The 20,447-nt window shown below is 68.4% G+C and carries 15 protein-coding genes and 1 tRNA gene; 6 read left to right on the forward strand and 10 right to left on the reverse strand.

Going from position 1 to position 20,447, the window contains the following annotated elements; translation table 11 throughout:
• Window positions 1-259 precede the first annotated feature (259 nt).
• The 6 genes from EBE87_RS16230 to EBE87_RS16255 all read right to left on the reverse strand — a co-directional run bounded on the left by EBE87_RS16230 (window position 260) and on the right by EBE87_RS16255 (window position 7,106).
• Window positions 260-1,639, reverse strand: a complete 1,380-nt coding sequence (locus tag EBE87_RS16230) for a diguanylate cyclase (protein ID WP_120637954.1) — start codon at window positions 1,637-1,639, stop codon at window positions 260-262.
• A 96-nt stretch (window positions 1,640-1,735) separates the two neighbouring features.
• Window positions 1,736-2,287 (reverse strand): GNAT family N-acetyltransferase, encoded by a 552-nt coding sequence (locus EBE87_RS16235; protein ID WP_120637953.1) that lies wholly within the window; start codon window positions 2,285-2,287, stop codon window positions 1,736-1,738.
• Window positions 2,287-3,963: an energy-dependent translational throttle protein EttA gene (gene ettA / locus EBE87_RS16240; RefSeq protein WP_120637952.1), complete on the reverse strand. Its 1,677-nt coding sequence runs from the start codon at window positions 3,961-3,963 to the stop codon at window positions 2,287-2,289. Before ettA ends, EBE87_RS16235 begins: the two co-directional genes overlap by 1 nt.
• A gap of 78 nt (window positions 3,964-4,041) precedes the next feature.
• Window positions 4,042-5,631 carry a GGDEF domain-containing protein gene (locus EBE87_RS16245; protein WP_158611653.1) on the reverse strand — a complete coding sequence of 530 codons (1,590 nt, stop codon included), beginning with the start codon at window positions 5,629-5,631 and terminating at the stop codon, window positions 4,042-4,044.
• 131 nt (window positions 5,632-5,762) lie between these two features.
• Window positions 5,763-5,836, reverse strand: a tRNA-Ile gene (locus EBE87_RS16250).
• A 58-nt stretch (window positions 5,837-5,894) separates the two neighbouring features.
• On the reverse strand, window positions 5,895-7,106 hold the full coding sequence (locus EBE87_RS16255) for an E22 family MetX-like putative esterase (RefSeq protein WP_120637950.1): 1,212 nt from the start codon (window positions 7,104-7,106) through the stop codon (window positions 5,895-5,897).
• Between the two features lie 179 nt (window positions 7,107-7,285).
• On the opposite strand from EBE87_RS16255, the gene ppa reads away from it, so the two are divergent.
• The gene (gene ppa, locus EBE87_RS16260) at window positions 7,286-7,810 is read left to right on the forward strand and encodes an inorganic diphosphatase (RefSeq protein ID WP_120637974.1); all 525 of its coding nucleotides are present in this window, start codon (window positions 7,286-7,288) and stop codon (window positions 7,808-7,810) included.
• 84 nt (window positions 7,811-7,894) lie between these two features.
• Here the strand turns inward: ppa and EBE87_RS16265 are convergent, their stop codons facing one another.
• The 4 genes from EBE87_RS16265 to EBE87_RS16280 form a co-directional block, all read right to left on the reverse strand.
• Window positions 7,895-8,470 carry a GNAT family N-acetyltransferase gene (locus tag EBE87_RS16265; protein ID WP_233553167.1) on the reverse strand — a complete coding sequence of 192 codons (576 nt, stop codon included), beginning with the start codon at window positions 8,468-8,470 and terminating at the stop codon, window positions 7,895-7,897.
• Window position 8,471: 1 nt separating this feature from the next.
• On the reverse strand, window positions 8,472-10,397 hold the full coding sequence (gene rpoD / locus EBE87_RS16270) for an RNA polymerase sigma factor RpoD (RefSeq protein ID WP_120637949.1): 1,926 nt from the start codon (window positions 10,395-10,397) through the stop codon (window positions 8,472-8,474).
• A 206-nt stretch (window positions 10,398-10,603) separates the two neighbouring features.
• Window positions 10,604-12,454: a DNA primase gene (gene dnaG / locus EBE87_RS16275; protein ID WP_122140073.1), complete on the reverse strand. Its 1,851-nt coding sequence runs from the start codon at window positions 12,452-12,454 to the stop codon at window positions 10,604-10,606.
• A gap of 32 nt (window positions 12,455-12,486) precedes the next feature.
• Window positions 12,487-12,945 (reverse strand): GatB/YqeY domain-containing protein, encoded by a 459-nt coding sequence (locus tag EBE87_RS16280; protein ID WP_120638249.1) that lies wholly within the window; start codon window positions 12,943-12,945, stop codon window positions 12,487-12,489.
• Between the two features lie 165 nt (window positions 12,946-13,110).
• Between EBE87_RS16280 and carA the strand changes: the two genes are divergently transcribed.
• From carA to EBE87_RS16305, 5 genes are all read left to right on the forward strand, one after another.
• Complete coding sequence (gene carA / locus EBE87_RS16285; RefSeq protein ID WP_120638250.1) at window positions 13,111-14,520, forward strand: glutamine-hydrolyzing carbamoyl-phosphate synthase small subunit; 1,410 nt, start codon at window positions 13,111-13,113, stop codon at window positions 14,518-14,520.
• A 25-nt stretch (window positions 14,521-14,545) separates the two neighbouring features.
• Complete coding sequence (locus tag EBE87_RS16290) at window positions 14,546-15,295, forward strand: SDR family NAD(P)-dependent oxidoreductase (RefSeq protein WP_120638251.1); 750 nt, start codon at window positions 14,546-14,548, stop codon at window positions 15,293-15,295.
• 34 nt (window positions 15,296-15,329) lie between these two features.
• On the forward strand, window positions 15,330-18,575 hold the full coding sequence (carB, locus tag EBE87_RS16295) for a carbamoyl-phosphate synthase large subunit (RefSeq protein ID WP_120638252.1): 3,246 nt from the start codon (window positions 15,330-15,332) through the stop codon (window positions 18,573-18,575).
• Between the two features lie 143 nt (window positions 18,576-18,718).
• The gene (greA, locus tag EBE87_RS16300; protein WP_120638253.1) at window positions 18,719-19,192 is read left to right on the forward strand and encodes a transcription elongation factor GreA; all 474 of its coding nucleotides are present in this window, start codon (window positions 18,719-18,721) and stop codon (window positions 19,190-19,192) included.
• A gap of 1 nt (window position 19,193) precedes the next feature.
• Entirely contained in the window at window positions 19,194-20,429 is a 1,236-nt protein-coding gene (locus tag EBE87_RS16305) for a threonine ammonia-lyase (protein ID WP_120638254.1), read from the forward strand.
• Window positions 20,430-20,447 lie beyond the last annotated feature (18 nt).

Raw genomic sequence — 20,447 nt, forward strand, 5'->3', positions numbered from 1 at the left:
AATATCGCTGCATCATTGTGGTTTAGCGATATTGTTATCCACTGATTTGGCCGCGAATTTCAAGAGTTTTTTCGTCAACGAAACAGTATTTCGTCGCGTTTTCCCCATGCAGGATCATTTTTGATCCCATCTCGCCCAACTGGCGGAAGGTCGATCAAGACCTAGTGGCGGGCAGATAGGCCGTGGAGGTGGCCAAGGCCTGCCGTTCCCTCGACATGCGCGGTGGTGCTGGCCCGCGGCAGCGGAGGCGCCGGCCTCCCTATCCCAGGATGGTGCGGTTCCGCCCGGCCTTCTTGGCGGCATAGAGCGCCTTATCCGCCCGCTCCATCAGATGGGTATAGTCCGGGTGCCCGTCGAAAACCGCCACGCCGATGGAGGTGGTGACGCGCAGGCTCCGCTCCTCCCCCACCGAGAAGTGGCAGGCCTCAACCGCGGTGCGGATGCGCTCGGCGGTGCGCATGGCCAGGTTGGCGTCGGCTTCCACCAGCAGCACCAGGAATTCCTCGCCCCCATAGCGGAAGACGAAATCGCTGAGCCGCACGGCATCCATGATCAGCTCCGCCCCGCGGCTGAGCACCACATCGCCGCCCGAATGGCCGAAGGTGTCGTTGATGGACTTGAAGTGGTCGAAGTCGATCATCAGCGCCGCGAAGCCGCGCCCGCTCTGCGTCGCCAGCGCGATCTCACGCGCGAAGATGGAGGGCATGAAGCGGCGGTTGAGCGTGCGGGTCAGCGCATCCCGCCCATTCTCCAGCCCGATCACGGCCTGGAAGGCATCGCCGATCAGGAACTTGATGTCATTGGCATGCGCCTGCAGCCGTTGCAGCGCGGCGCCGATGCCGTTGCCACGCTCGATTCCCGGCAGGATCTCCTCGTCGATCTCCCGCATCAGCTGGATGATGCGTTGCAGCGCCGGAATGCCGCCGAACATGACGCTGGCGCGGTGCTGCATCCAGAGGCCGAATTCGGAACGGCCGATGGGTTGCAGCCGCGTCGCCTCGTTCCGGCCGGCGACGGCGAAGAGCAGCGATTGCAGCCATTCCAGCAGCGCCGCCCGCTGCGCCTCCCGCTCCAGCGAAGCATCCTGGCCGAGGGAGAAGAGGCGATAGGCTTCCTCGTTCCGCGTGGCGCGCTCGGTGCCCTGGATAAAGGCGGTGGCCATCAGTTCCATGGCGAGGTCGAGGATATGGCTGACATAGCTCAGCGTCTCGACCAGCGCGTCGCGCGGCAGGCTGGTCTGGCTGAGGCAGCGGGCGATGCCGCCCTTCAGCACCCGCGCGCCGCGCGTGACGAGATGCAGCGGCACGCGGATGCGGGCATGCACTTCCCCGACCCGCCGTTGCAGCCGGGCCGCATCGGCGAATTCCGGCGCCGCGTCCGGCGGAAAGAGATCGACCAGCCAGCGCTGGAGGGAGCGGCTGAGCCGGTGGCTGACCAGCTCATGCGACAGCATGGCGGCCGCCTCAGGGTCCTTCAGCAGCGTGTCGTAGAACAGCGCGGTCAGCATGCCAGCCTCGCGCGCCACGATCTCCGCGATGTGCCTGCGCAGTTCTTCCGGGATCGAACCGTTCAGGCTTTCCCACTCCCATCGCGACGCCGCCGCTTCATCAGGCAGGTCGGACGCGAGGGGAGCATTCATCAGAAACCGGTCACTGCGATGTGGGAGGCGCCTTCTAGCATTACCCGGGCTAAAATCTATCCCACTCCCGGTTGATGCCGGCGGGGGTCTTCTATCTCACTGGTGCTGCTGTGCCAGCGGCGGCAGCGGGCGCAGGCTCTCGAAGACCATCATCGGATGGCCCTGGTGGATGAAGCGGTCGCATTCCCGCAGCCCCAGATCGGCCAGCACGGCGCGGGAGGCCAGGTTGCTCTCGCGCGCCACGGCGATGATGCGCGCCAGCCCGGCGGCATGGCCGAAAGCCAGCGCCGCCCGTGCCGCTTCCCGCGCATAGCCCTTGCCGCGCGACCAGGGCCAGAGCGCGAAGCGCAGTGCGATGCCGCGCCCGTCCGGCCGCTCCATCAGGCCCACGATGCCCAGGAAGGCATCGTCCTCCGCCCGGTGCACCGCCCAGGTGCCGTAGCCGCGCACCGCCCAGAAGGCGATGTCGTCCTGCAATTCCTCGGTGGTGCGCTCGGCCGTGCGGGTGCCGTGCAGCATGAGGCCGAAGGCGGCCTCATCCCCTTTCAGGCGGATGAGGTCCCCCAGATGCGCGGGACAGACGGGGCGCAGGACCAGCCGGTCCGTGCGCACCGCATGGGAGGCATCGCCCCCCCAGCCGCCGTCCATCACCGGGTCAGGGGGCGGTACTTGATCCGGTGCGGCTGATCGGCAGCCGCACCCAGGCGGCGGCGTCGGTCGGCCTCATAGGCCTGGTAGTTGCCCTCGAACCACTCGACATGGCTCTCGCCCTCGAAGGCCATGATGTGCGTCGCCAGGCGGTCCAGGAACCAGCGATCATGCGAGATGATCACGGCGCAGCCGGCGAAGTCCTGCAGCGCCTCTTCCAGCGCGCGCAGGGTATCGACGTCCAGGTCGTTGGTCGGCTCATCGAGCAGGATGACGTTGTGCGGGTCGCGCAGCATCTTGGCCAGATGGAGGCGGTTGCGCTCACCGCCCGAGAGCACGCCGACCGGCTTCTGCTGGTCGCCGCCCTTGAAGTTGAAGGCGGCGGCATAGGCGCGCGACGGCACCGCGCGCTTGCCCATCATGATCATGTCCTGGCCGTCGGAGATTTCCTGCCAGACGGTGCGCTTGTCATCCAGCGTGTCGCGCGACTGGTCCACGTAGCCCAGGCTGACGGTCTCGCCGATCTTCAGCGTGCCGCCGTCCGGCTGCTCCTTGCCGGTGATCATCTTGAACAGCGTGGACTTGCCGGCGCCGTTGGGGCCGATGACGCCGACGATGCCGCCGGGCGGCAGCTTGAAGGACAAGCCGTCGATCAGCAGGTTGTTGCCGAAGCCCTTGCGCAGGTCGGTGGCCTCGATGACCGTGTTGCCCAGGCGCGGCGCGGGCGGGATCTGGATCTCGGTCGGGTCGGGCGCACGCTCCTGGCTTTTGGCCAGCAGCTCCTCATAGGCCTGGATACGCGCCTTGCTCTTGGCCTGGCGCGCGGCCGGGCTGCGGCCGATCCATTCCTGCTCCTCGGCCAGCTGCCGCTGGCGGGTGCTCTCCTCCTTCTCCTCCTGCTGCAGGCGCTTGCGCTTGGCGTTCAGGTAGGCGGAGTAGTTGCCCTCGTAGGGAATGCCGCGGCCGCGATCGACTTCCAGGATCCAGTTGGTGACATTGTCCAGGAAGTAGCGGTCGTGGGTGACGACCAGCACCGCGCCCTCATACTCGCGCAGCGTCTTTTCCAGCCAGGAGACGCTCTCGGCATCCAGGTGGTTGGTCGGCTCGTCGAGCAGCAGCAGGTCGGGCTTCTCCAGCAGCAGCTTCACCAGCGCCACGCGGCGGCGCTCGCCGCCGGAGAGGTTGGTCACCGGGCTGTCAGCCGGCGGGGCGCGCAGGGCGTCCAGCGCGATGTCGATGGTGCGGTCCAGATCCCAGCCATCGGCGGCGTCGATCTTCTCCTGCAGCTCGGCCTGCTCGGCGAGGAGGGTGTTCATCTCCTCCTCGCTCATCTCCTCGGCGAACTTCATCGAGATCTCGTTGAAGCGCTCCAGGTCCGCCTTCAGCGTGCCGAAGGCCTCCATGACATTCTCGCCGACCGTCTTGTCGGGGTCGAGATGCGGCTCCTGCGACAGGTAGCCGACCCGCACGCCCTCGGCCGCCCAGGCCTCGCCGCCGAATTCCTTATCCTGCCCCGCCATGATGCGCATCAGCGTGGACTTGCCGGCGCCGTTGGGGCCGAGCACGCCGATCTTCGCGGTGTTCAGGAAGGAAAGGGTGATGCCTTTGAAGATCTCACGCCCGCCCGGATAGGACTTGGTGAGGTCTTTCATGACGAAAACGTATTGAGGGGCCATGGCGCGACACTATTCCGGCGAGAGGTTCGGCCCCGGTTCTAGCCACCAGGGCGCCGAACGCCAAGGCGGAAGCGGGATTCAGGCCGCCGCGGGCCCTTCCTCCACAGCTTCCCGCACCTGATCGCGGCCGGCGCGCTTGGCGATATAGAGGGCGCTGTCGGCCCGCAGCAGCAGGCTGCCCAACCCTTCCCCCGGCCGCCGCAGGGCCACGCCGAAGCTGGCCGCCAGATGGCCGCCGGGCAGCGTGAAGTCGGGGCGGATGCCCCGCAGCGCCTGCCGCAGCCGCTCGGCCAGGGCCAGGGCCTCGGCACGGCCCAGCCCCGGCAGGACGATGGCGAATTCCTCGCCGCCCAGGCGGCCAAAGAGGTCATGACCCCGCAGCAGCGACTGGCAGCGCTGGGTCACCAGGCGCAGCACTGCGTCGCCCCCGGCATGGCCGGCGCAGTCGTTGATCGACTTGAAGTGATCGAGGTCGAAGGTCACCAGCGCGAAGGGTTGCCCGGTGCCCCGCCCCGCCGCCAGGGCTGCCTCCGCCCTGTCCAGGAAGCCGCGCCGGTTGGCGATGCCGGTGAGGGAATCCGTCTCCGCCTGCCGCCGCAGCTGTTCCGTCCGTTCCGCGACCCGGTGTTCCAGGCTCTGGTTGGCCTCGGCCAGGGCCCATTCGGCTTCCCGCCTTTCGCTGACCACCGCCATCAGCGTCAGGATGTTCATGCCGCAGAGCACGATCAGCATCCCGGCCGATTGCATCGGGTTGACCGCCCCGGGCGACTGGAAGGGCCCCAGCCCCATCACGGTGCCGGCCGAGGCAATGACGCAGATGAAGGTCAGCAGCGTATAGGCGGCACGCAGCGAGATGCGTAGCGCGATCCAGGAGAGCGGCACCGCCAGCAGGAAGACCAGCTGCGCCGAGGGCAGGCGCTGCGGCATCTCCACCGAAAAGACCAGCGCGGCCAGCCCCGCAGTGGCCAGCCAGACGGCGCCATCCAGCAACAGCATCCGGCTGCCGGTGCCGCGCCCCGGCACCGGGGGCATGCGCTCCAGCCCCAGCCACAGCACCAGGGACGGCGTGAAATAGAAGGTGCCGCCGGCATCGCAGAGCAGCCAGGCGCCCCAGGCCGCGCTGCCGCTGTGCCACGGCAGCCCGCCCAGCAGCAGCAGGGCCAGGGTGCCGATGGTGGCGGTGACCAGCGCATGCAGCAGCACCGCGCCCAGGATAAAGGCCATGACGCCGCTGAAGCGGGTGAACAGGCCTGTCTCCGGCCGCAGCCGGCGCATCAGCATCACGCCGGCCAGCGGCCCCAGCGCATTGCCGACGGATACCGCCGCCGCCACGCCCGGCGCCGCGCCGAAGACCAGCGCATTGACCACGAAGGAGCCCAGGAAGATGCCGGGCACCAGCCGCCGCCCGCCCAGCATGCAGGCCGTGGCGGCGATGCCGGAGGGCAGCCAGATGGGCGCGGGGAACAGGCCGAAGACCGAGAAGAAATACCCCACCGCGCAGCCCAGCCCCAGATAGGCCAGGGCGACGGAGAGGTTCATCATCACCCAGAAGGAGGCGCTGCGCCGCTGGCACCAGCCCGGCAGCCATGGCTCGGGCCGGGGTTGAGCGCCACGCCGCGGCAGCCAGGACAGGCCCATGGCCGCCTTGGGAGCAACGCTTTCCTGCATCGTTGAAGACATAAACTGCCCCGACCCGTCGCCGCGTCGGCGGCGTCAGAATCTCCGCGAAGCGCGCTTTCGTTGCAAGCACGATCACGAAAAGCGGAGGGCAGAATCACTATATTATAAAGGAAGCCCCATGCGCCCGGCAGGACTTGAACCCGCAACCAAGCCGTTATGAGCGGCCCGCTCTAACCAATTGAGCTACAGGCGCTTGGAGATACCCGCTTGCTAGACCGTCACGGGACGAATCGCCAGAGGGGGTGGGGCATTCAACGTGCCAGGAAGGCCCGAATGGCATCGGATGCCTGGGCGATATCCACCACGCCCTCCAGATGCCCCTGGGGGCCTTTCAGTTCCACCATCTCCACCGGCTGGTTCAGGCGGCGCAGGGTGTCCGTCATTTCCTGCGCGTATTCCACGGGAAACACCCGGTCCTTGGCCGAGGGCAGCACCAGCCATCTGGCACGGCTGCGGGAGAGCGCGGCCTCGGTGCCGTCGTATTCGTTCAGGAAGAGCTGGTTGGCGCGGGTCAGGTAGAGGAAGGAATTAGCGTCCGAGACCCTGGCGCGGGCGGCGGCGGCATCCTCCAGCCATTGCTCCACGGCGAAGCGGTCGCCGATGCGGCGCGTGGGGTCCTGGCCCTCCGCCGGGCGGCGGCCGAATTCCCGCGCCCATCCGCGGTCGCGCGAATGCAGGGTGACGATGCGCAGCGCCTCCGTCAGCCCTTGCAGCGGCGGCTGGCGGCCCTGGGCGTAATAGTCGCCATTGCGCCAGTTGGGGTCCATGCGGATCGGCGCTTCCCAGATATCCAGCCAGCCCAGCAGCCAGGCATCGATCTCGCCGGTGCCGATGGCCGGCATGGCGCGCTCCACCCAGTCCGGATAGGCGGCGGCCCATTCCACCGTCTGCAACGCGCCCATGCTGCCGCCGGCCACCAGGGCCAGCTTCTTCACCCCCAGGCTCTCCAGCAGCAGCTTCTGCACTTCCACGAAGTCGCGGATAGAGACGACGGGGAAATCCATCCCATAGGGGCGGCCGGTGGCGGGATTGACCGAGGCCGGGCCGGTGGTGGTGGTGCGCGCGTCCCGCGCGTTCAGGTTGGCCAGGCAGTCGGAGGCCACAACAAAGAAGCGGTTCGTGTCGATCGGCTTGCCGGGGCCGATGATGGCGTCCCAGTAGCCCGGCGCCTCTCCGGCGGCATAGCGGCCGAAGGCATGGCTGTTGCCGGTGAAGAAATGCTCGATCAGCACGGCATTGTCGCCCGCCGCGTTCAGCGTGCCGGCGGTCTGGTAGCCGATGCGCCCGGTGGCGAGGTTGGCGCCGCCACGGGTGCGATAATTGGCGAATTCGAAGACCTTCTTCTCGACCAGCAGCTCCGGCGCCGCGGCGGCCGTGGGCGCGGTGGCGGTCTGCGCCGGCGCGTGCCGCGGCAGCAGGCTGGACAGGGCTGTCGCGGTCAGCAGGATTCGACGCGTGATCATGCGGCTTCCTTCTCCCCACCGCGCGGGACCGGCGGCCCGCGCCTGATGCCCGTCATGGTGCCCCCAGCATTGCGCCAGCCGCAAGGGGCCGGCCTGTGCGAATGGACGCCCGGCGCGCCCCCTGCTACAGCGCGCACAGCCTGCGACCCAGCCACAGCAATGATTGGATGGCCACCACGATGGACGTGACGAAGCTCCCCACCGGCAAGAACCCGCCCTACGACATCAATGTCGTCATCGAGATCCCGCAGGGGTCGCAGGTGAAGTACGAGCTGGACAAGGACAGCGGCGCCATCATGGTGGACCGTTTCCTGTTCACGCCGATGGCCTATCCGGCCGCCTATGGCTTCGTGCCCAATACCCTGGCCGATGACGGCGACCCGTCCGACGCGCTGGTGCTGGCCCCGGCCCCGATGGTGCCCGGCGCCGTGATCCGCTGCCGCCCGATCGGCGTGCTCTTCATGGAAGACGAGAGCGGCCAGGACGAGAAGCTGGTCTGCGTGCCGCACGACAAGCTGCACACCGCCTACACGGACGTCAAGGACGTGGCGGACCTGCCCAAGATCGCGCGTGATGCCATCGAGCACTTCTTCACGCGCTACAAGGACCTGGAGCCCGGCAAGTGGGTGAAGGTGCGCAACTGGGGCGGCGCGGCCGAGGCCGCCGCGATCCTGGAAAAGCAGATCGCCGCCGCCCAGAAGTGACGCCGGCGCCGGGCGGGGCCACCCCTGCCCGGCCGGCCCTGCCGGGAGAAAACCCGCCCTGGCGGTTCTCCCGGCCCACGTGCCTCAGCCCGCCAGCAGCCGCTCCGGCACCTTCAGCCCGAGCCGCGCCGGCACCGGCCAGACTTCGCGCACCCGCCGCGTCTCGATGAAGCCGGCCGCACGGTAGTTCGGCAGCGCGCGGGGATGGTCGGCGGTGCAGGTATTCACCGTCAGCAGCCGCGTATGGCCGGACCAGCCCTGGTCGATGGCATGGCGCAGGAAGGCGGCGCCCATGCCGCAGCCCACCGCATGCGGCAGCAGGCCGAAATAGGCGATGTTGGTCTGGCCGCCGGCCCGCCGCTCCAGCTCATAGAAGCCGGCCGGGGCGCCGTCGCGATAGAGCACGTGGATGCTGACAGAAGGATCGGCCATCACATTGGCGATCTCGGCATCGCTGGCGGTGCGGCGCAGCCACCAGACGTAATCCTGCCCCACGGTGTTATAGAGGTAGCGGTAGAAGGGCACGGTGCATTTCGTCGCCACCGCCACATGCGCATCCGCCGGCAAGGCCGGCGCCGGCGTCGCCGGCGGCTGCTCCATCCGCAGGAAGGTGACGTCCACCGCCACCCGGATCGCGGGCTCCACCAGCGAGAGCCGCACCTCAGTTGTCCAGGAAGGAGCGCAGCTTGCGGCTGCGGCTGGGGTGCTTCAGCTTGCGCAGCGCCTTGGCCTCGATCTGCCGGATACGCTCGCGCGTCACGTTGAACTGCTGGCCGACTTCTTCGAGTGTGTGGTCGGTGTTCATGCCGATGCCGAAGCGCATGCGCAGCACGCGCTCCTCACGCGGCGTCAGGCTGGAGAGCACGCGGGTGGTGGCCTCGCGCAGGTTGGTCTGGATGGCGGCATCCAGCGGGATGATCGCCGCCTTGTCCTCAATGAAGTCGCCGAGGTGGCTGTCTTCCTCGTCGCCGATCGGCGTCTCGAGGGAGATCGGCTCCTTGGCGATCTTCAGCACCTTGCGCACCTTCTCCAGCGGCATGCCGAGCTTTTCCGCCAGCTCTTCCGGCTGCGGCTCGCGGCCGATCTCGTGCAGCATCTGGCGGCTGGTGCGGACCAGCTTGTTGATGGTCTCGATCATGTGGACCGGGATGCGGATGGTCCGCGCCTGGTCCGCGATGGAGCGGGTGATGGCCTGCCGGATCCACCAGGTGGCATAAGTGGAGAACTTGTAGCCGCGGCGGTACTCGAACTTATCGACCGCCTTCATCAACCCGATATTGCCTTCCTGGATCAGGTCCAGGAACTGCAGCCCGCGATTGGTGTATTTCTTGGCGATGGAGATCACGAGGCGCAGGTTGGCCTCGATCATCTCCTTCTTCGCCTGGGTCATGTCGCGCTCGCCGCGCGAGACGGTGGCATAGACCCGCTTGAACTCGCCCACCGGCAGGCCGGTCAGGGAAGCGGTCTCGCCGATCTTGGCGCGGATCGCCTCCACCTCGTCGCGGGAACGTTCGACAAAGGTCTTCCAGGCCTTGCCCGGCAGGGTGGACACGCGGTCCATCCAGGCGGGGTCGATCTCGGCGCCGCGCCAGTGCTGCAGGAAGTCGTCGCGCTTGACCTTGCTGGCCTCGGCCAGCCGCAGCACCTGCCCCTCGAAGCCCGTGATGCGGCGGTTCAGGCCCTTGAGCTGGTCCACCAGCTCCTCGATGCGGTTGTTGTGCAGGTGGACCTTCTCCACCAGCGTCACCAGCTCGCTACGCTGCGCCACATAGGCCTGCTCGGCCTTGGTGGCCAGCTCGCCGCCGGCGGTATAGGCCTCCATCCGCTGCGCCTGCAGCTTCTGCAGCTTGCCGTAGAGGTCCTCGATCTCCTCGAAGGTCGCCAGGGCCTCGGGCTTCAGCTTCTCTTCCAGCGCGGAGAGCGAGAGGCCCATGCCCTCCCCTTCCTCGCCTTCCTCGAATTCCTCGGCCTCGGCGGGGGGCGGCGCGTCGCCGCCCTCGGCGGCGGCGGTGGCTTCCAGGTCGATCACGTCGCGCAGCAGCATCCGGCCGTCCTTGACGGCCTCGTGCCAACCCAGGATGGCCTGCAGCGTCAGCGGGCTCTCGCAGAGCCCGCCGATCATGGCGTCCCGGCCGGCCTCGATGCGCTTGGCGATGGCGATCTCGCCCTCGCGGGAGAGCAGTTCGACGCTGCCCATTTCCCGCAGGTACATGCGGACCGGGTCGTCGGTGCGGCCGAGGTTCTCCTCGTTGACGTTGCCGCCCTCGCTTTCTTCCTCTTCCTCTTCCTCGGCCCCTTCGGCCTTGGCGGCGGGCTTGGCGGCGGCTTCGCCGTCCTCGCTTTCCTCGGCCTCGACGAGGTTGATGCCCAGGTCGCTGAGCATCGCCATGGTGTCCTCGATCAGCTCGGAGGAGACCTGCTCGTTCGGCAGGGTGGCGTTCAGCTCGTCGTAGGTGACGTAGCCGCGCTCCTTGCCACGGGCGACCAGCTTCTTGACGGCGGCCGAGAGGGTATCGAGCAGGGCTCCTTCAACCGCCTCATCGCGGTTCTCGACCGTCTCGGTGCCGCCCGCTGCCTTGCTCGCCATGCCGTCGCTCCGTCAGATGCCCGCCGCACATGCCACCCGAAGCCGCCGCCGCACCGCGACGAGGGTGGCGCACCATCCTGGTAATCACCCGTCCCGCCTGTTGTCGGGCCGGGGCATCGCACACCACTGCTTCGCGCCATAACCGCCCGCGCACCCGCAACACAAGAGCCGCCAGGGCCAAAGGACCTGTAGCTGAGGCAGGACAATCAGTGGGCCGCACCGGATTCGCCTTCCTCATCCTCCATTTCGCCGCGCTGCTGGGCCATCAGGGCTTCCGTCAGCCGGATCAGGCGGCGCTGGGCGGCCTCGCTGCCGGTGGTGATCAGGTCCATCTCGGCGGCGCGGCGGTCTTCCAGCAGGGCGGCCTGCCCACGCAGGAAGCCGAAGAAATGCCACCATGCCTTGGCCACCGACTGCGGCTGCGCCTCCGGCGAGAGCAGCCGGCGCAGGCCGGGGCACTGGAGGGCCCAGGCCAGGGCCTCGGGCGCAGTGGATTGGAGTTGGGCTTGCAGCGTCTCCGGATCAAGCTGCTCCGCCACGCCGTGCCAGGCCAGGATGGCCTGCCGCAGCTGGCCGGCCTCGCCATCCTCGGGCAGTTCCAGTTGCAGCAGCGCCTCTTCCACCTCCGGCAGCAGCCAGGGATGGGCCAGGGTCAGGGCCATCAGGCAGCGGGCGCGCTCGCTCTGGGTATGCAGGGCGTCGATGGCCGGGCGCGGCAGGTTCAGCGGCGGCAGCGGCGGGCGGCCGCCCTTGCGCCATTCGCCGCGCGCGGCGGGCTGGAAGCGCTGCGGCGCCGGGCGCCGGCCGGACTCGAAGAAGCGGTCCAGCAACAGGCGGCGGTATTCGGCGCCGAGGATCTTGTCCGGGATCGCCTCGGCCGCCGCCACCAGCTTGTGGCGCAGCGTGGCGCGGGCTTCCGGCGCCGTGCCGGGGGATTGCGCCGCCAACATGTCGTAGAGCACGTCCGAGAGCGGCTTCCGCCCTTCCAGCAGCGAGCGGAAGGCATTGGGGCCACCCTTGCGGGTGATGGAATCCGGGTCCTCCCCCGCCGGCAACGTCACGAAGGCCAGGCTGCGTTCGGTGGAGAGCAGCGGCAGGGCCAACTCGGCGGCGCGGGCGGCGGCGCGGGTGCCGGCGGCATCGCCGTCGAAGCAGAGCACCGGGCTCGGCGCCATGCGCCAGAGTTCCTCGAGCTGCTCCTCGGTCAGCGCGGTGCCGAGCGGCGCCACGGCGCCGGGGAAGCCGGCCTGATGCAGCGCGATGACATCCATGTAGCCCTCGGCCACCACCACGGGCTGGTTCCGGAAGGCGGCGTCGCGCGCGATGTCGATGCCATAGAGGTTGCGACGCTTGGAGAAGAGCGAGGTCTCCGGCCCATTGACGTATTTCGGCTGCCCATCGCCCAGGATGCGCCCGCCGAAGGAGACCATGCGCCCGCGCCGGTCCCGGATGGGAAACATGACGCGGTTGAAGAAGAGGTCGGTGAGCGGCTCGCCCTCCTCGCCGCCGCGCATCAGCCCGGCCTCGACCAACTGGCGCGGCTCGATGCCGAGCGGCTTCAGGTCGGCCGCCAGGGCGCCGCGCCCGCCGCCGGACCAGCCGATGCCGAAGGCGCGGATGGTCTCCTCCGACAATCCGCGGCGCAGCAGGTAGTCCAGCCCGGCACGGCCTTCCGGCAGACGCAGGCGGCGCTGGAAGGCCTCGGCGGCGGCTTCGAGCACGGCATGCAGGTCGCGCGCCCGGGCCTCCCGCCGCGCCTGCTCGGGCGTGGCCTTCGGCACTTCCAGCCCGGCCTCGCCGGCCAGCCGTTCCACCGCCTCGGGGAAGGAGGCGCCCTCGGCCTGCATCACGAAGGCGATGGCATCGCCGTGCGCGCCGCAGCCGAAGCAATGGTAGTGGTCGTCGTAAATATAAAAGGAGGGCGTCTTTTCCCCGTGGAAGGGGCAGCAGGCTTTCCACTGGCGGCCGGACTTGGTGACGCGCGTCTTGCGGCCGATCAGTGCCGGCAGCGGGGTCCGGGCGCGAAGCTCTTCGAGAAAGTTGGGGGGCAGCGCCATGAACAGGTCATAGCGCGCCGCCCCGGCCGAAGTTAAGCGCCCAGCTTCGCCTTCACCAGCGGGCCGGCCTTGGCCATGTCCATGGTGGCGGCGTGCTTTGCGCGCAGCGCGGCCATCACCTTGCCCATGTCCTTGATGGAGGCGGCACCGGTTTCGGCCACCGCCTCATCGACGGCGGCCTGCATGGCAGCATCGTCCATCTGCTGCGGCAGGAAGCCTTCGATCACGGCGATCTCGGCTTCTTCCTTGTCCGCCAGCTCGGGCCGGTTGCCCTGGCGGTACATCTCCACGCTCTCGCGCCGGGACTTCACCATGCTGCGCAGCATGGCGACGATCTGCTCCTCCGGCACCTGCTCCACGCCGGTAGGGCGGGCGGCGATATCGGTATCCTTCAGCTTGGCCATGACCATGCGGATGGTGGAGGTGCGCGCGGAGTCACCGGCCTTCATCGAGGCCTTCATTTCCTCCAGGAAGCGGGCGCGCAGGGACATGGGTAAACTCCTTGGAAACAGGGTGGCCTCGGCGGAAAGGTGCTGCGTGGCCTTGGAAGCGGGGTATAAGGCGCGCCGTGGCCAAAGAGCCAGCGGGAAGAAAATTCCCAGCCACGATCACAGGTCGGTGTTGCGCTGGGAAGAAAATTCCCAGATAAGCCCCTCATGCGGTCTGTTGAAGATATCATTGCCCTGATCGGCGGCGCTGACGCCGCCGCCCAGCGTTGCGGCATCGGCACCGAGGCGCTGCGCAAGTGGCGCCAGTCCCGTGCCATTCCCGCCAAGCACTGGCCGGCGATCATCGCCGCCACGGGCCTGACCCTGGCGGACATGCCCCAGGCCGCGCAGACCACCCCCGACCCCGCCAGCACCCAGCCGGAGAGCCCGATGAGCCCTGAGTCCCAAGCCGCCGAGCTGTCCGCCGACACGCGTCCTGCCGGCGCCACCGCCGCGCTGGTGCTGGCCGATGGCTCGGTCTTCTGGGGCATCGGCTTCGGCGCCCATACCACCTCCGTGGGCGAGATCTGCTTCAACACCGGCATGACGGGCTATCAGGAAACCCTGACCGACCCCTCCTATGCCGGGCAGATCATCACCTTCACCTTCCCGCATATCGGCAATGTCGGTGCCAATCCCGAGGACAGCGAGAGCATCACCCCCGCCGCGCGTGGCCTGGTGGTGAAGCTGGACCTGACGGAGCCCGCCAACTACCGCGCCACCCGCCACCTGGACGACTGGCTGAAGAGCTACGGCATCCCCGGCATCGCCGGCGTGGATACCCGCGCCCTGACGCTGCGCATCCGCGACGGCGGCGCGCCCAATGGCGTGCTGGCCTTCCCGGCGGACGGCAAGTTCGACCTGCCCGCCCTGCGCGCCCAGGCCACCGGCTGGCCGGGGCTGGAGGGCATGGACCTCGCCAAGGAAGTCTCCTGCCGCCAGTCCTATAGCTGGACCGAGGGGCTGTGGTCCTGGGGCCAGGGCTATGACGCCGCGCCCGCCCGCAAGCATAAGGTCGTGGCCGTCGACTACGGCGCCAAGCGCAATATCCTGCGCTGCCTGGCCGACGCCGGCTGCGACGTGACCGTGGTGCCCGCCACCGCCACGGCGGAGGATATCCTCTCCCACAACCCGGACGGCATCTTCCTTTCCAACGGCCCCGGCGACCCGGCGGCGACCGGCGCCTATGCGGTGCCCGCCATCCGTGGCGTGCTGGAGACGGGCAAGCCGGTCTTCGGCATCTGCCTCGGCCACCAGCTTCTGGCCCTGGCGCTGGGCGCCAAGACCTACAAGCTGGACCGCGGCCACCGCGGCGCCAACCAGCCGGTGCAGGACCTGGCCACCGGCCGTGTGGAGATCACCTCGCAGAACCACGGCTTCGCGGTGGATGAGGCGAGCCTGCCCGCCGGCGTGAAGGTGACGCACAAGTCGCTCTTCGACGGTTCCAACGAAGGCATCGCGGCCACCGACAAGCCTGCCTTCTCCGTGCAGTACCACCCGGAGGCGAGCCCCGGCCCCTCCGACAGCCACTATCTCTTCCACCGCTTCGTGGACATGATCGAGAAGCACAAGGGCTGAGGCCCCGACAGGAAGAGGGTGGCATATGTTTGATCTGAGCGGGCGCGTGGCCGTGGTCACGGGCGGCAATGGCGGCATCGGCCTGGGCATGGCGCGTGGCCTTGCCGCTTCCGGTGCCTGGGTGGCCGTGGTCGGCCGCAATGCCGAGAAGAACAAGGCCGCCGTGGCGGAACTTGGCGAGGATGCCTTCGCCATCCAGGCGGACCTGACCGAGGCCGGCGCCGCCGACCGCGTGATCGCGCAGGTAGTGGAACAGGCCGGCGGCATCGACATCCTGGTCAACAATGCCGGCACCAATATCCGCCGCCTGCCACAGGATGTGACGGATGAGGAATGGCACGCCGTGATCGATGCCAACCTCACCAGCGCCATGCGGATGAGCCGCGCGGCCTATCCGCACCTCAAGGCCAATGGGCGCGGGCGGGTGATCTCCATCGGCTCCATGATGTCGATCTTCGGCCTGCCGCTCTCGCCCGCCTATGGCGCCAGCAAGGGCGGCATCGTGCAGTACATGCGCTCCCTCGCCGTGGCCTGGGGTCCGGATGGCATCACCGCCAACGCCATCCTGCCTGGCTGGATCGAGACGGAACTCACGGCTGGCGCCAAGCGCGACATGCCCGAGCTGAACGACCGCGTGCTCTCCCGCACGCCGCAGAAGCGGTGGGGCCTGCCCGCCGACTTCGCCGGCATCGCCGCCTTCCTGGCCAGCGACGCCAGCGCCTTCATCACCGGCACCGCCATCCCCGTGGATGGCGGCCTGTCGGTGCACGGCTGACATCTAGACCGATAACGACAGGGTCCCCTCCCCGATGCCCAAGCGTACAGACATCAAGTCCATCCTGATCATCGGGGCCGGCCCCATCGTCATCGGTCAGGCCTGCGAATTCGACTATTCCGGCGCCCAGGCCTGCAAGGCGCTGCGGGCGGAGGGCTACCGGGTGATCCTGGTGAACTCCAACCCCGCCACCATCATGACCGACCCTGGCCTGGCGGATGCCACCTATATCGAGCCGATCACGGTGGAGATGGTCGAGAAGATCATCGCCAAGGAGCGCCCCGATGCGCTGCTGCCGACCATGGGCGGCCAGACCGCGCTGAATACCTCCTTGAAGCTGGCCGAGGCCGGCGTGCTGGAGAAGTACGGCTGCGAGCTGATCGGCGCCAAGGCCGAGGTCATCGACAAGGCCGAGGACCGGCTGAAGTTCCGCGATGCCATGACCAAGATCGGCATCGAGAGCCCGCGCAGCCACATCGCCCACACGATGGAAGAAGCGCGCGCTGGCCTGGAGCAGGTGAAGCTGCCCTGCGTCATCCGCCCCTCCTTCACGTTGGGCGGCACGGGCGGCGGCATCGCCTATAACAAGCAGGAATTCGAGGAGATCGTGGCCGCCGGCCTCAGCGCCTCCATGACCAGCGAAGTGCTGATCGAGGAATCCGTGCTGGGCTGGAAGGAATTCGAGATGGAAGTGGTCCGCGACAGCGCGGACAACTGCATCATCGTCTGCTCCATCGAGAACCTGGACCCGATGGGCGTGCACACGGGGGACTCCGTGACGGTGGCCCCGGCGCTGACGCTGACGGACAAAGAATACCAGCGCATGCGCGATGCCTCCATCGCCTGCCTGCGCGAGATCGGCGTCGATACCGGCGGCTCCAACGTCCAGTTCGGCATCAACCCCGCCGATGGCCGCATGGTGGTCATCGAGATGAACCCGCGCGTCTCGCGCTCCTCCGCGCTGGCATCGAAGGCCACGGGCTTCCCGATCGCGAAGATCGCCGCGAAGCTGGCCGTGGGCTACACGCTGGACGAGTTGAAGAACGACATCACCATGGTGACGCCGGCTTCCTTCGAGCCGACGATCGACTATGTGGTCGTGAAGATCCCGCGCTTCACGTTTGAAAAGTTCCCGGGCACGCCTGCGACGCTGACGACCTCCATGAAGTCGGTGGGCGAGGCGATGGCCATCGGCCGCTCCTTCAACGAGGCGCTGCAGAAGGGCCTGCGCTCGCTGGAGACCGGCCTTTCCGGCCTCGATGACATCGAGCAGCCGGGCGATGGCTCGAAGGAAGCGCATATCGCGTCGCTGGCCACGCCGAAGCCGGACCGCGTGCTGAACGTGGCGCAGGCCTTCCGCGCCGGGCTGACGGTCGATGAGATCCACGCCGCCTGCAAGTTCGAGCCCTGGTTCCTGCGCGAGATCGAGAAGATCGTCCGTGCCGAGGAAGGCGTGCGCGCCGGCGGCCTGCCGGCCGATGCCAATGGGCTGCGCCGCCTGAAGGCGATGGGCTTCTCGGACAAGCGCCTCGCCGCGCTTTCCGGCAAGACCGAGGCCGAGGTGACGGCGCTGCGCCAGACCCTTTCCGTGCTGCCGGTGTTCAAGCGCATCGACACCTGCGCGGGCGAGTTCGCCTCCGACACGCCCTACATGTACTCGACCTACGAGGGCGGCTTCGGCGCGCCGCAGTGCGAGAGCCGGCCAACGGACAAGAAGAAGGTCATCATCCTCGGCGGTGGCCCGAACCGCATCGGCCAGGGCATCGAGTTCGACTATTGCTGCGTCCATGCCTGCTACGCGCTGCGCGAGGCCGGCTTCGAGACCATCATGGTCAACTGCAACCCCGAGACGGTCTCCACCGACTACGACACCTCCGACCGCCTGTATTTCGAGCCGCTGACGGCCGAGGACGTGATCAGCCTGATCCGCAAGGAACAGGAGAAGGGCGAGGTTCTGGGCTGCATCGTGCAGTACGGTGGCCAGACGCCGCTGAAGCTGAGCCAGGCCCTGCACAAGGCGGGCATCCCCATCCTGGGCACCTCCGCCGAGGCCATCGACATCGCCGAGGACCGCGAGCGCTTCCAGCAGCTGCTGAAGGGCCTGGGCCTGAAGCAGCCGCAGAACGGCATCGTCCGCACGCTGGAAGAAGCGGTGGGTGAGGCCGAGCGCATCGGCTACCCGGTGGTGGTGCGCCCCTCCTACGTGCTGGGCGGCCGGGCGATGGAGATCGCCTACAACAAGGAACAGCTCCTGCGCTTCGGCCAGGAAGCCGTGAAGGTCTCGGGCGAGAACCCGATCCTGATCGACCAGTACTTGCAGGACGCCATCGAGGTGGACGTGGACTGCATCGCCGACGAGGCGGGCGAGGTCTATGTCGCCGGCGTCATGGAGCATATCGAGGAAGCCGGCATCCATTCCGGCGACAGCGCCTGCTCCCTGCCGCCCTATTCCCTGCCGCCCTCCATCATCACGGAGCTGCGGGCCGAGACCGAGGCGATGGCCAGGGCCCTGAAGGTCAAGGGCCTGATGAACGTGCAGTACGCGGTGAAGGACGGCGAGATCTTCGTGCTCGAGGTCAACCCGCGCGCTTCCCGCACGGTGCCCTTCGTCGCCAAGGCCACAGGCATCCCGGTCGCCAAGATCGGTGCCCGCGTCATGGCCGGCGCCAAGCTTTCCGAGTTCAAGCTGGATGACGAGGCGATCAGCCGCCACGTCGCCGTCAAGGAAGCGGTCTTCCCCTTCAACCGCTTCCCCAACGTCGATGTCATCCTGGGCCCGGAGATGAAGTCCACCGGCGAGGTGATGGGCCTCGACACCTCCTTCGAGCGCGCTTTCGCCAAGTCCCAGCTGGGCGCCGGCGTGAAGCTGCCGGAGGCGGGCGGCGCCTTCATCTCGGTCAAGGATGCGGACAAGAACACCGTGGTGCAGCTCGGCCGCCGCCTGAACGAGATGGGCTTCTCCCTGCTGGCCACCCGGGGCACCGCCACCAAGCTGCGGGATGCCGGGCTGCCGGTGACGGTGGTCAACAAGGTGATGGAAGGCCGGCCGCATTGCGTGGACGCCATCCGCAACGGCGAGATCCAGCTGGTGATCAACACCACCGGCTCCGGCGCGGCTGTTGCGGACAGCTTCGACATCCGCCGCGGGGCGCTCACCACGGGGGTGCCGCACTACACCACCATGGCCGGCGCCCGGGCCGCCGTGCATGCCATCGCGGCCCTGAAGGCCGGAACACTTGATGTGGCGCCGGTCCAGGCTTACTTTCCCCCTTCGTTCTGAACGGGTGGGGCCGCTTTCCTACAAGGGAAAGCGGCCCTAACCTCCTTAATGATCCCCTACCCCACCGAGGGCACCGGCACGGCGAGAAGCGCCACGCCCGGAGCAAACGGTGGGGCATCGCGTATGTGCAGGAAGGGCTAGCCGTGCAGAAGTTCCCGATGACCGCCGAAGGTCACGCCCGTCTCGAGGAAGAGCTGCGCCAGTTGAAGGCCGAGGAGCGCCCCGCGGTGATCCGCGCGATCGCCGAGGCGCGCGCCCATGGCGACCTGTCCGAGAACGCCGAATATCACGCGGCGCGCGAACGCCAGTCCTTCATCGAGGGCCGCATCGCCGAGCTGGAGACCATCGTCCCCGCCAGCGAGATCATCGATGTCTCCAAGTTCTCCGGGGACCAGGTGAAGTTCGGCGCCTATGTCACCATCGTCGACGACGAGACGGAGGAGGAGAAATCCTACCGCATCGTCGGCGCCTATGAGGCCGACATGAAGAACGGCTCGGTCTCCATGTCCTCCCCGCTGGCCAAGGCCCTGCTGGGCAAGTCGGTGGGCGACACGGTCGAGGTGCCTGCCCCTGGCGGCGCCCGCGCCTACGAGATCACGGCCGTCCGGTTCCGCTGAGATGAGCCGGCCTGTGGTGGAACAGTTCAGCCTGCCCACCATCGGGCTGGCTGAGATCCGCGCCGCCGCCGCCCGCATCCAGGGCGCGGTGATCCGCACGCCCACCCTGCCCTCCCATGCGGTGGGGCGGGCGGTGGGCGCCGAGGTCTGGCTGAAGCTGGACAACCTGCAGGCCACCGGCGCCTTCAAGGAACGCGGCGCCGCCAACCGGCTGGCGCTGCTGACGGCGCGGGAACGCGCGGCGGGCGTCATCGCCATGTCCGCCGGCAACCATGCCCAGGCGGTGGCGCGCCATGCCTCGCTGCTGGGCATCGCCGCCACCATCGTGATGCCGAAATTCACCCCCTCCACCAAGGTGGTGCGCACCGAGAGCTGGGGCGCGCGCGTGGTGCTGCATGGCGAGACGCTGGCCGAGGCCGCCGCCCATGCGCATGACCTGGCGCTGCGGGACGGCCTGACCTTTATCCACCCCTATGACGACGCGGGCGTCATCGCCGGCCAGGGCACCATGGCCCTGGAGATGGTGGAGGACGCGCCGGAACTCGACACCCTGGTCTTTCCCGTGGGCGGCGGCGGGTTGCTGGCCGGCTGCGCCGCCGCCATGGCGGAGCTGAACCCGCGCCTGAAGGTCTATGGCGTCGAGGTCGAGGGCTATCCCGCCATGGCGCAGCGCCTGGCCGGGCAGCCAGTGGCCGTGGGCGGCCCCACCATCGCCGAGGGCATCGCCGTGCGGGACGTGGGCGAGGCGCCCTATGCCCTGCTGAAGCGCCTGGGCATCGAGGTGCTGGTGGTGCCGGAGCGCGCGGTGGAACAGGCCGTGGCCCTGCTGGCCGAGGGCGCCAAGGTGGTCGCGGAAGGTGCCGGCGCCGCCGGCGTCGCGGCGTTACTGACGCATCCGGGGCGCTTCGCCGGCCGGCGTGTCGGCACCACGGTCTGCGGCGGCAATATCGATGCCCGCGCACTGTCCAACGTGCTGCTGCGGCAGTTGCTGCGGGATGGCCGCATCCTGCGGCTGCATTTCGACATTCCGGACCGGCCCGGCGTGCTCTCCGATATCTCGAAGCGCATCGCCGATGCCGGCGGCAATGTCATCGAGGTGAAGCACCAGCAGCTCTTCGGCGCCCCGACCGTGCAGTCCACGGAGCTGGAGCTGATGATCGAGGTGCGCGACTCGGCCCAGGGCAATGCCATCATCGCAGCGCTGGAAGCCGGGCAATACGTGGTGCGGCGGGTCTGAGGACCCGCCCCGCCGGGC

The sequence above is a fragment of the Teichococcus wenyumeiae genome (assembly GCF_003696345.1).
Classification (GTDB): Bacteria; Pseudomonadota; Alphaproteobacteria; order Acetobacterales; family Acetobacteraceae; genus Pseudoroseomonas; species Pseudoroseomonas wenyumeiae.

Bases quoted from the DNA above. Each gene is read 5' to 3' on its own strand.
- rpoD (WP_120637949.1), bottom strand. From the start codon at position 10,397: ATGGCGAGCAAGGCAGCGGGCGGCACCGAGACGGTCGAGAACCGCGAT.
- EBE87_RS16255 (WP_120637950.1), bottom strand. From the start codon at position 7,106: ATGATCACGCGTCGAATCCTGCTGACCGCGACAGCCCTGTCCAGCCTG.
- carA (WP_120638250.1), top strand. From the start codon at position 13,111: ATGCGGTCTGTTGAAGATATCATTGCCCTGATCGGCGGCGCTGACGCC.
- EBE87_RS16245 (WP_158611653.1), bottom strand. From the start codon at position 5,631: ATGCAGGAAAGCGTTGCTCCCAAGGCGGCCATGGGCCTGTCCTGGCTG.
- ppa (WP_120637974.1), top strand. From the start codon at position 7,286: ATGGACGTGACGAAGCTCCCCACCGGCAAGAACCCGCCCTACGACATC.
- EBE87_RS16280 (WP_120638249.1), bottom strand. From the start codon at position 12,945: ATGTCCCTGCGCGCCCGCTTCCTGGAGGAAATGAAGGCCTCGATGAAG.
- EBE87_RS16290 (WP_120638251.1), top strand. From the start codon at position 14,546: ATGTTTGATCTGAGCGGGCGCGTGGCCGTGGTCACGGGCGGCAATGGC.
- EBE87_RS16235 (WP_120637953.1), bottom strand. From the start codon at position 2,287: ATGGACGGCGGCTGGGGGGGCGATGCCTCCCATGCGGTGCGCACGGAC.
- carB (WP_120638252.1), top strand. From the start codon at position 15,330: ATGCCCAAGCGTACAGACATCAAGTCCATCCTGATCATCGGGGCCGGC.
- EBE87_RS16305 (WP_120638254.1), top strand. From the start codon at position 19,194: ATGAGCCGGCCTGTGGTGGAACAGTTCAGCCTGCCCACCATCGGGCTG.
- EBE87_RS16230 (WP_120637954.1), bottom strand. From the start codon at position 1,639: ATGAATGCTCCCCTCGCGTCCGACCTGCCTGATGAAGCGGCGGCGTCG.
- ettA (WP_120637952.1), bottom strand. From the start codon at position 3,963: ATGGCCCCTCAATACGTTTTCGTCATGAAAGACCTCACCAAGTCCTAT.
- dnaG (WP_122140073.1), bottom strand. From the start codon at position 12,454: ATGGCGCTGCCCCCCAACTTTCTCGAAGAGCTTCGCGCCCGGACCCCG.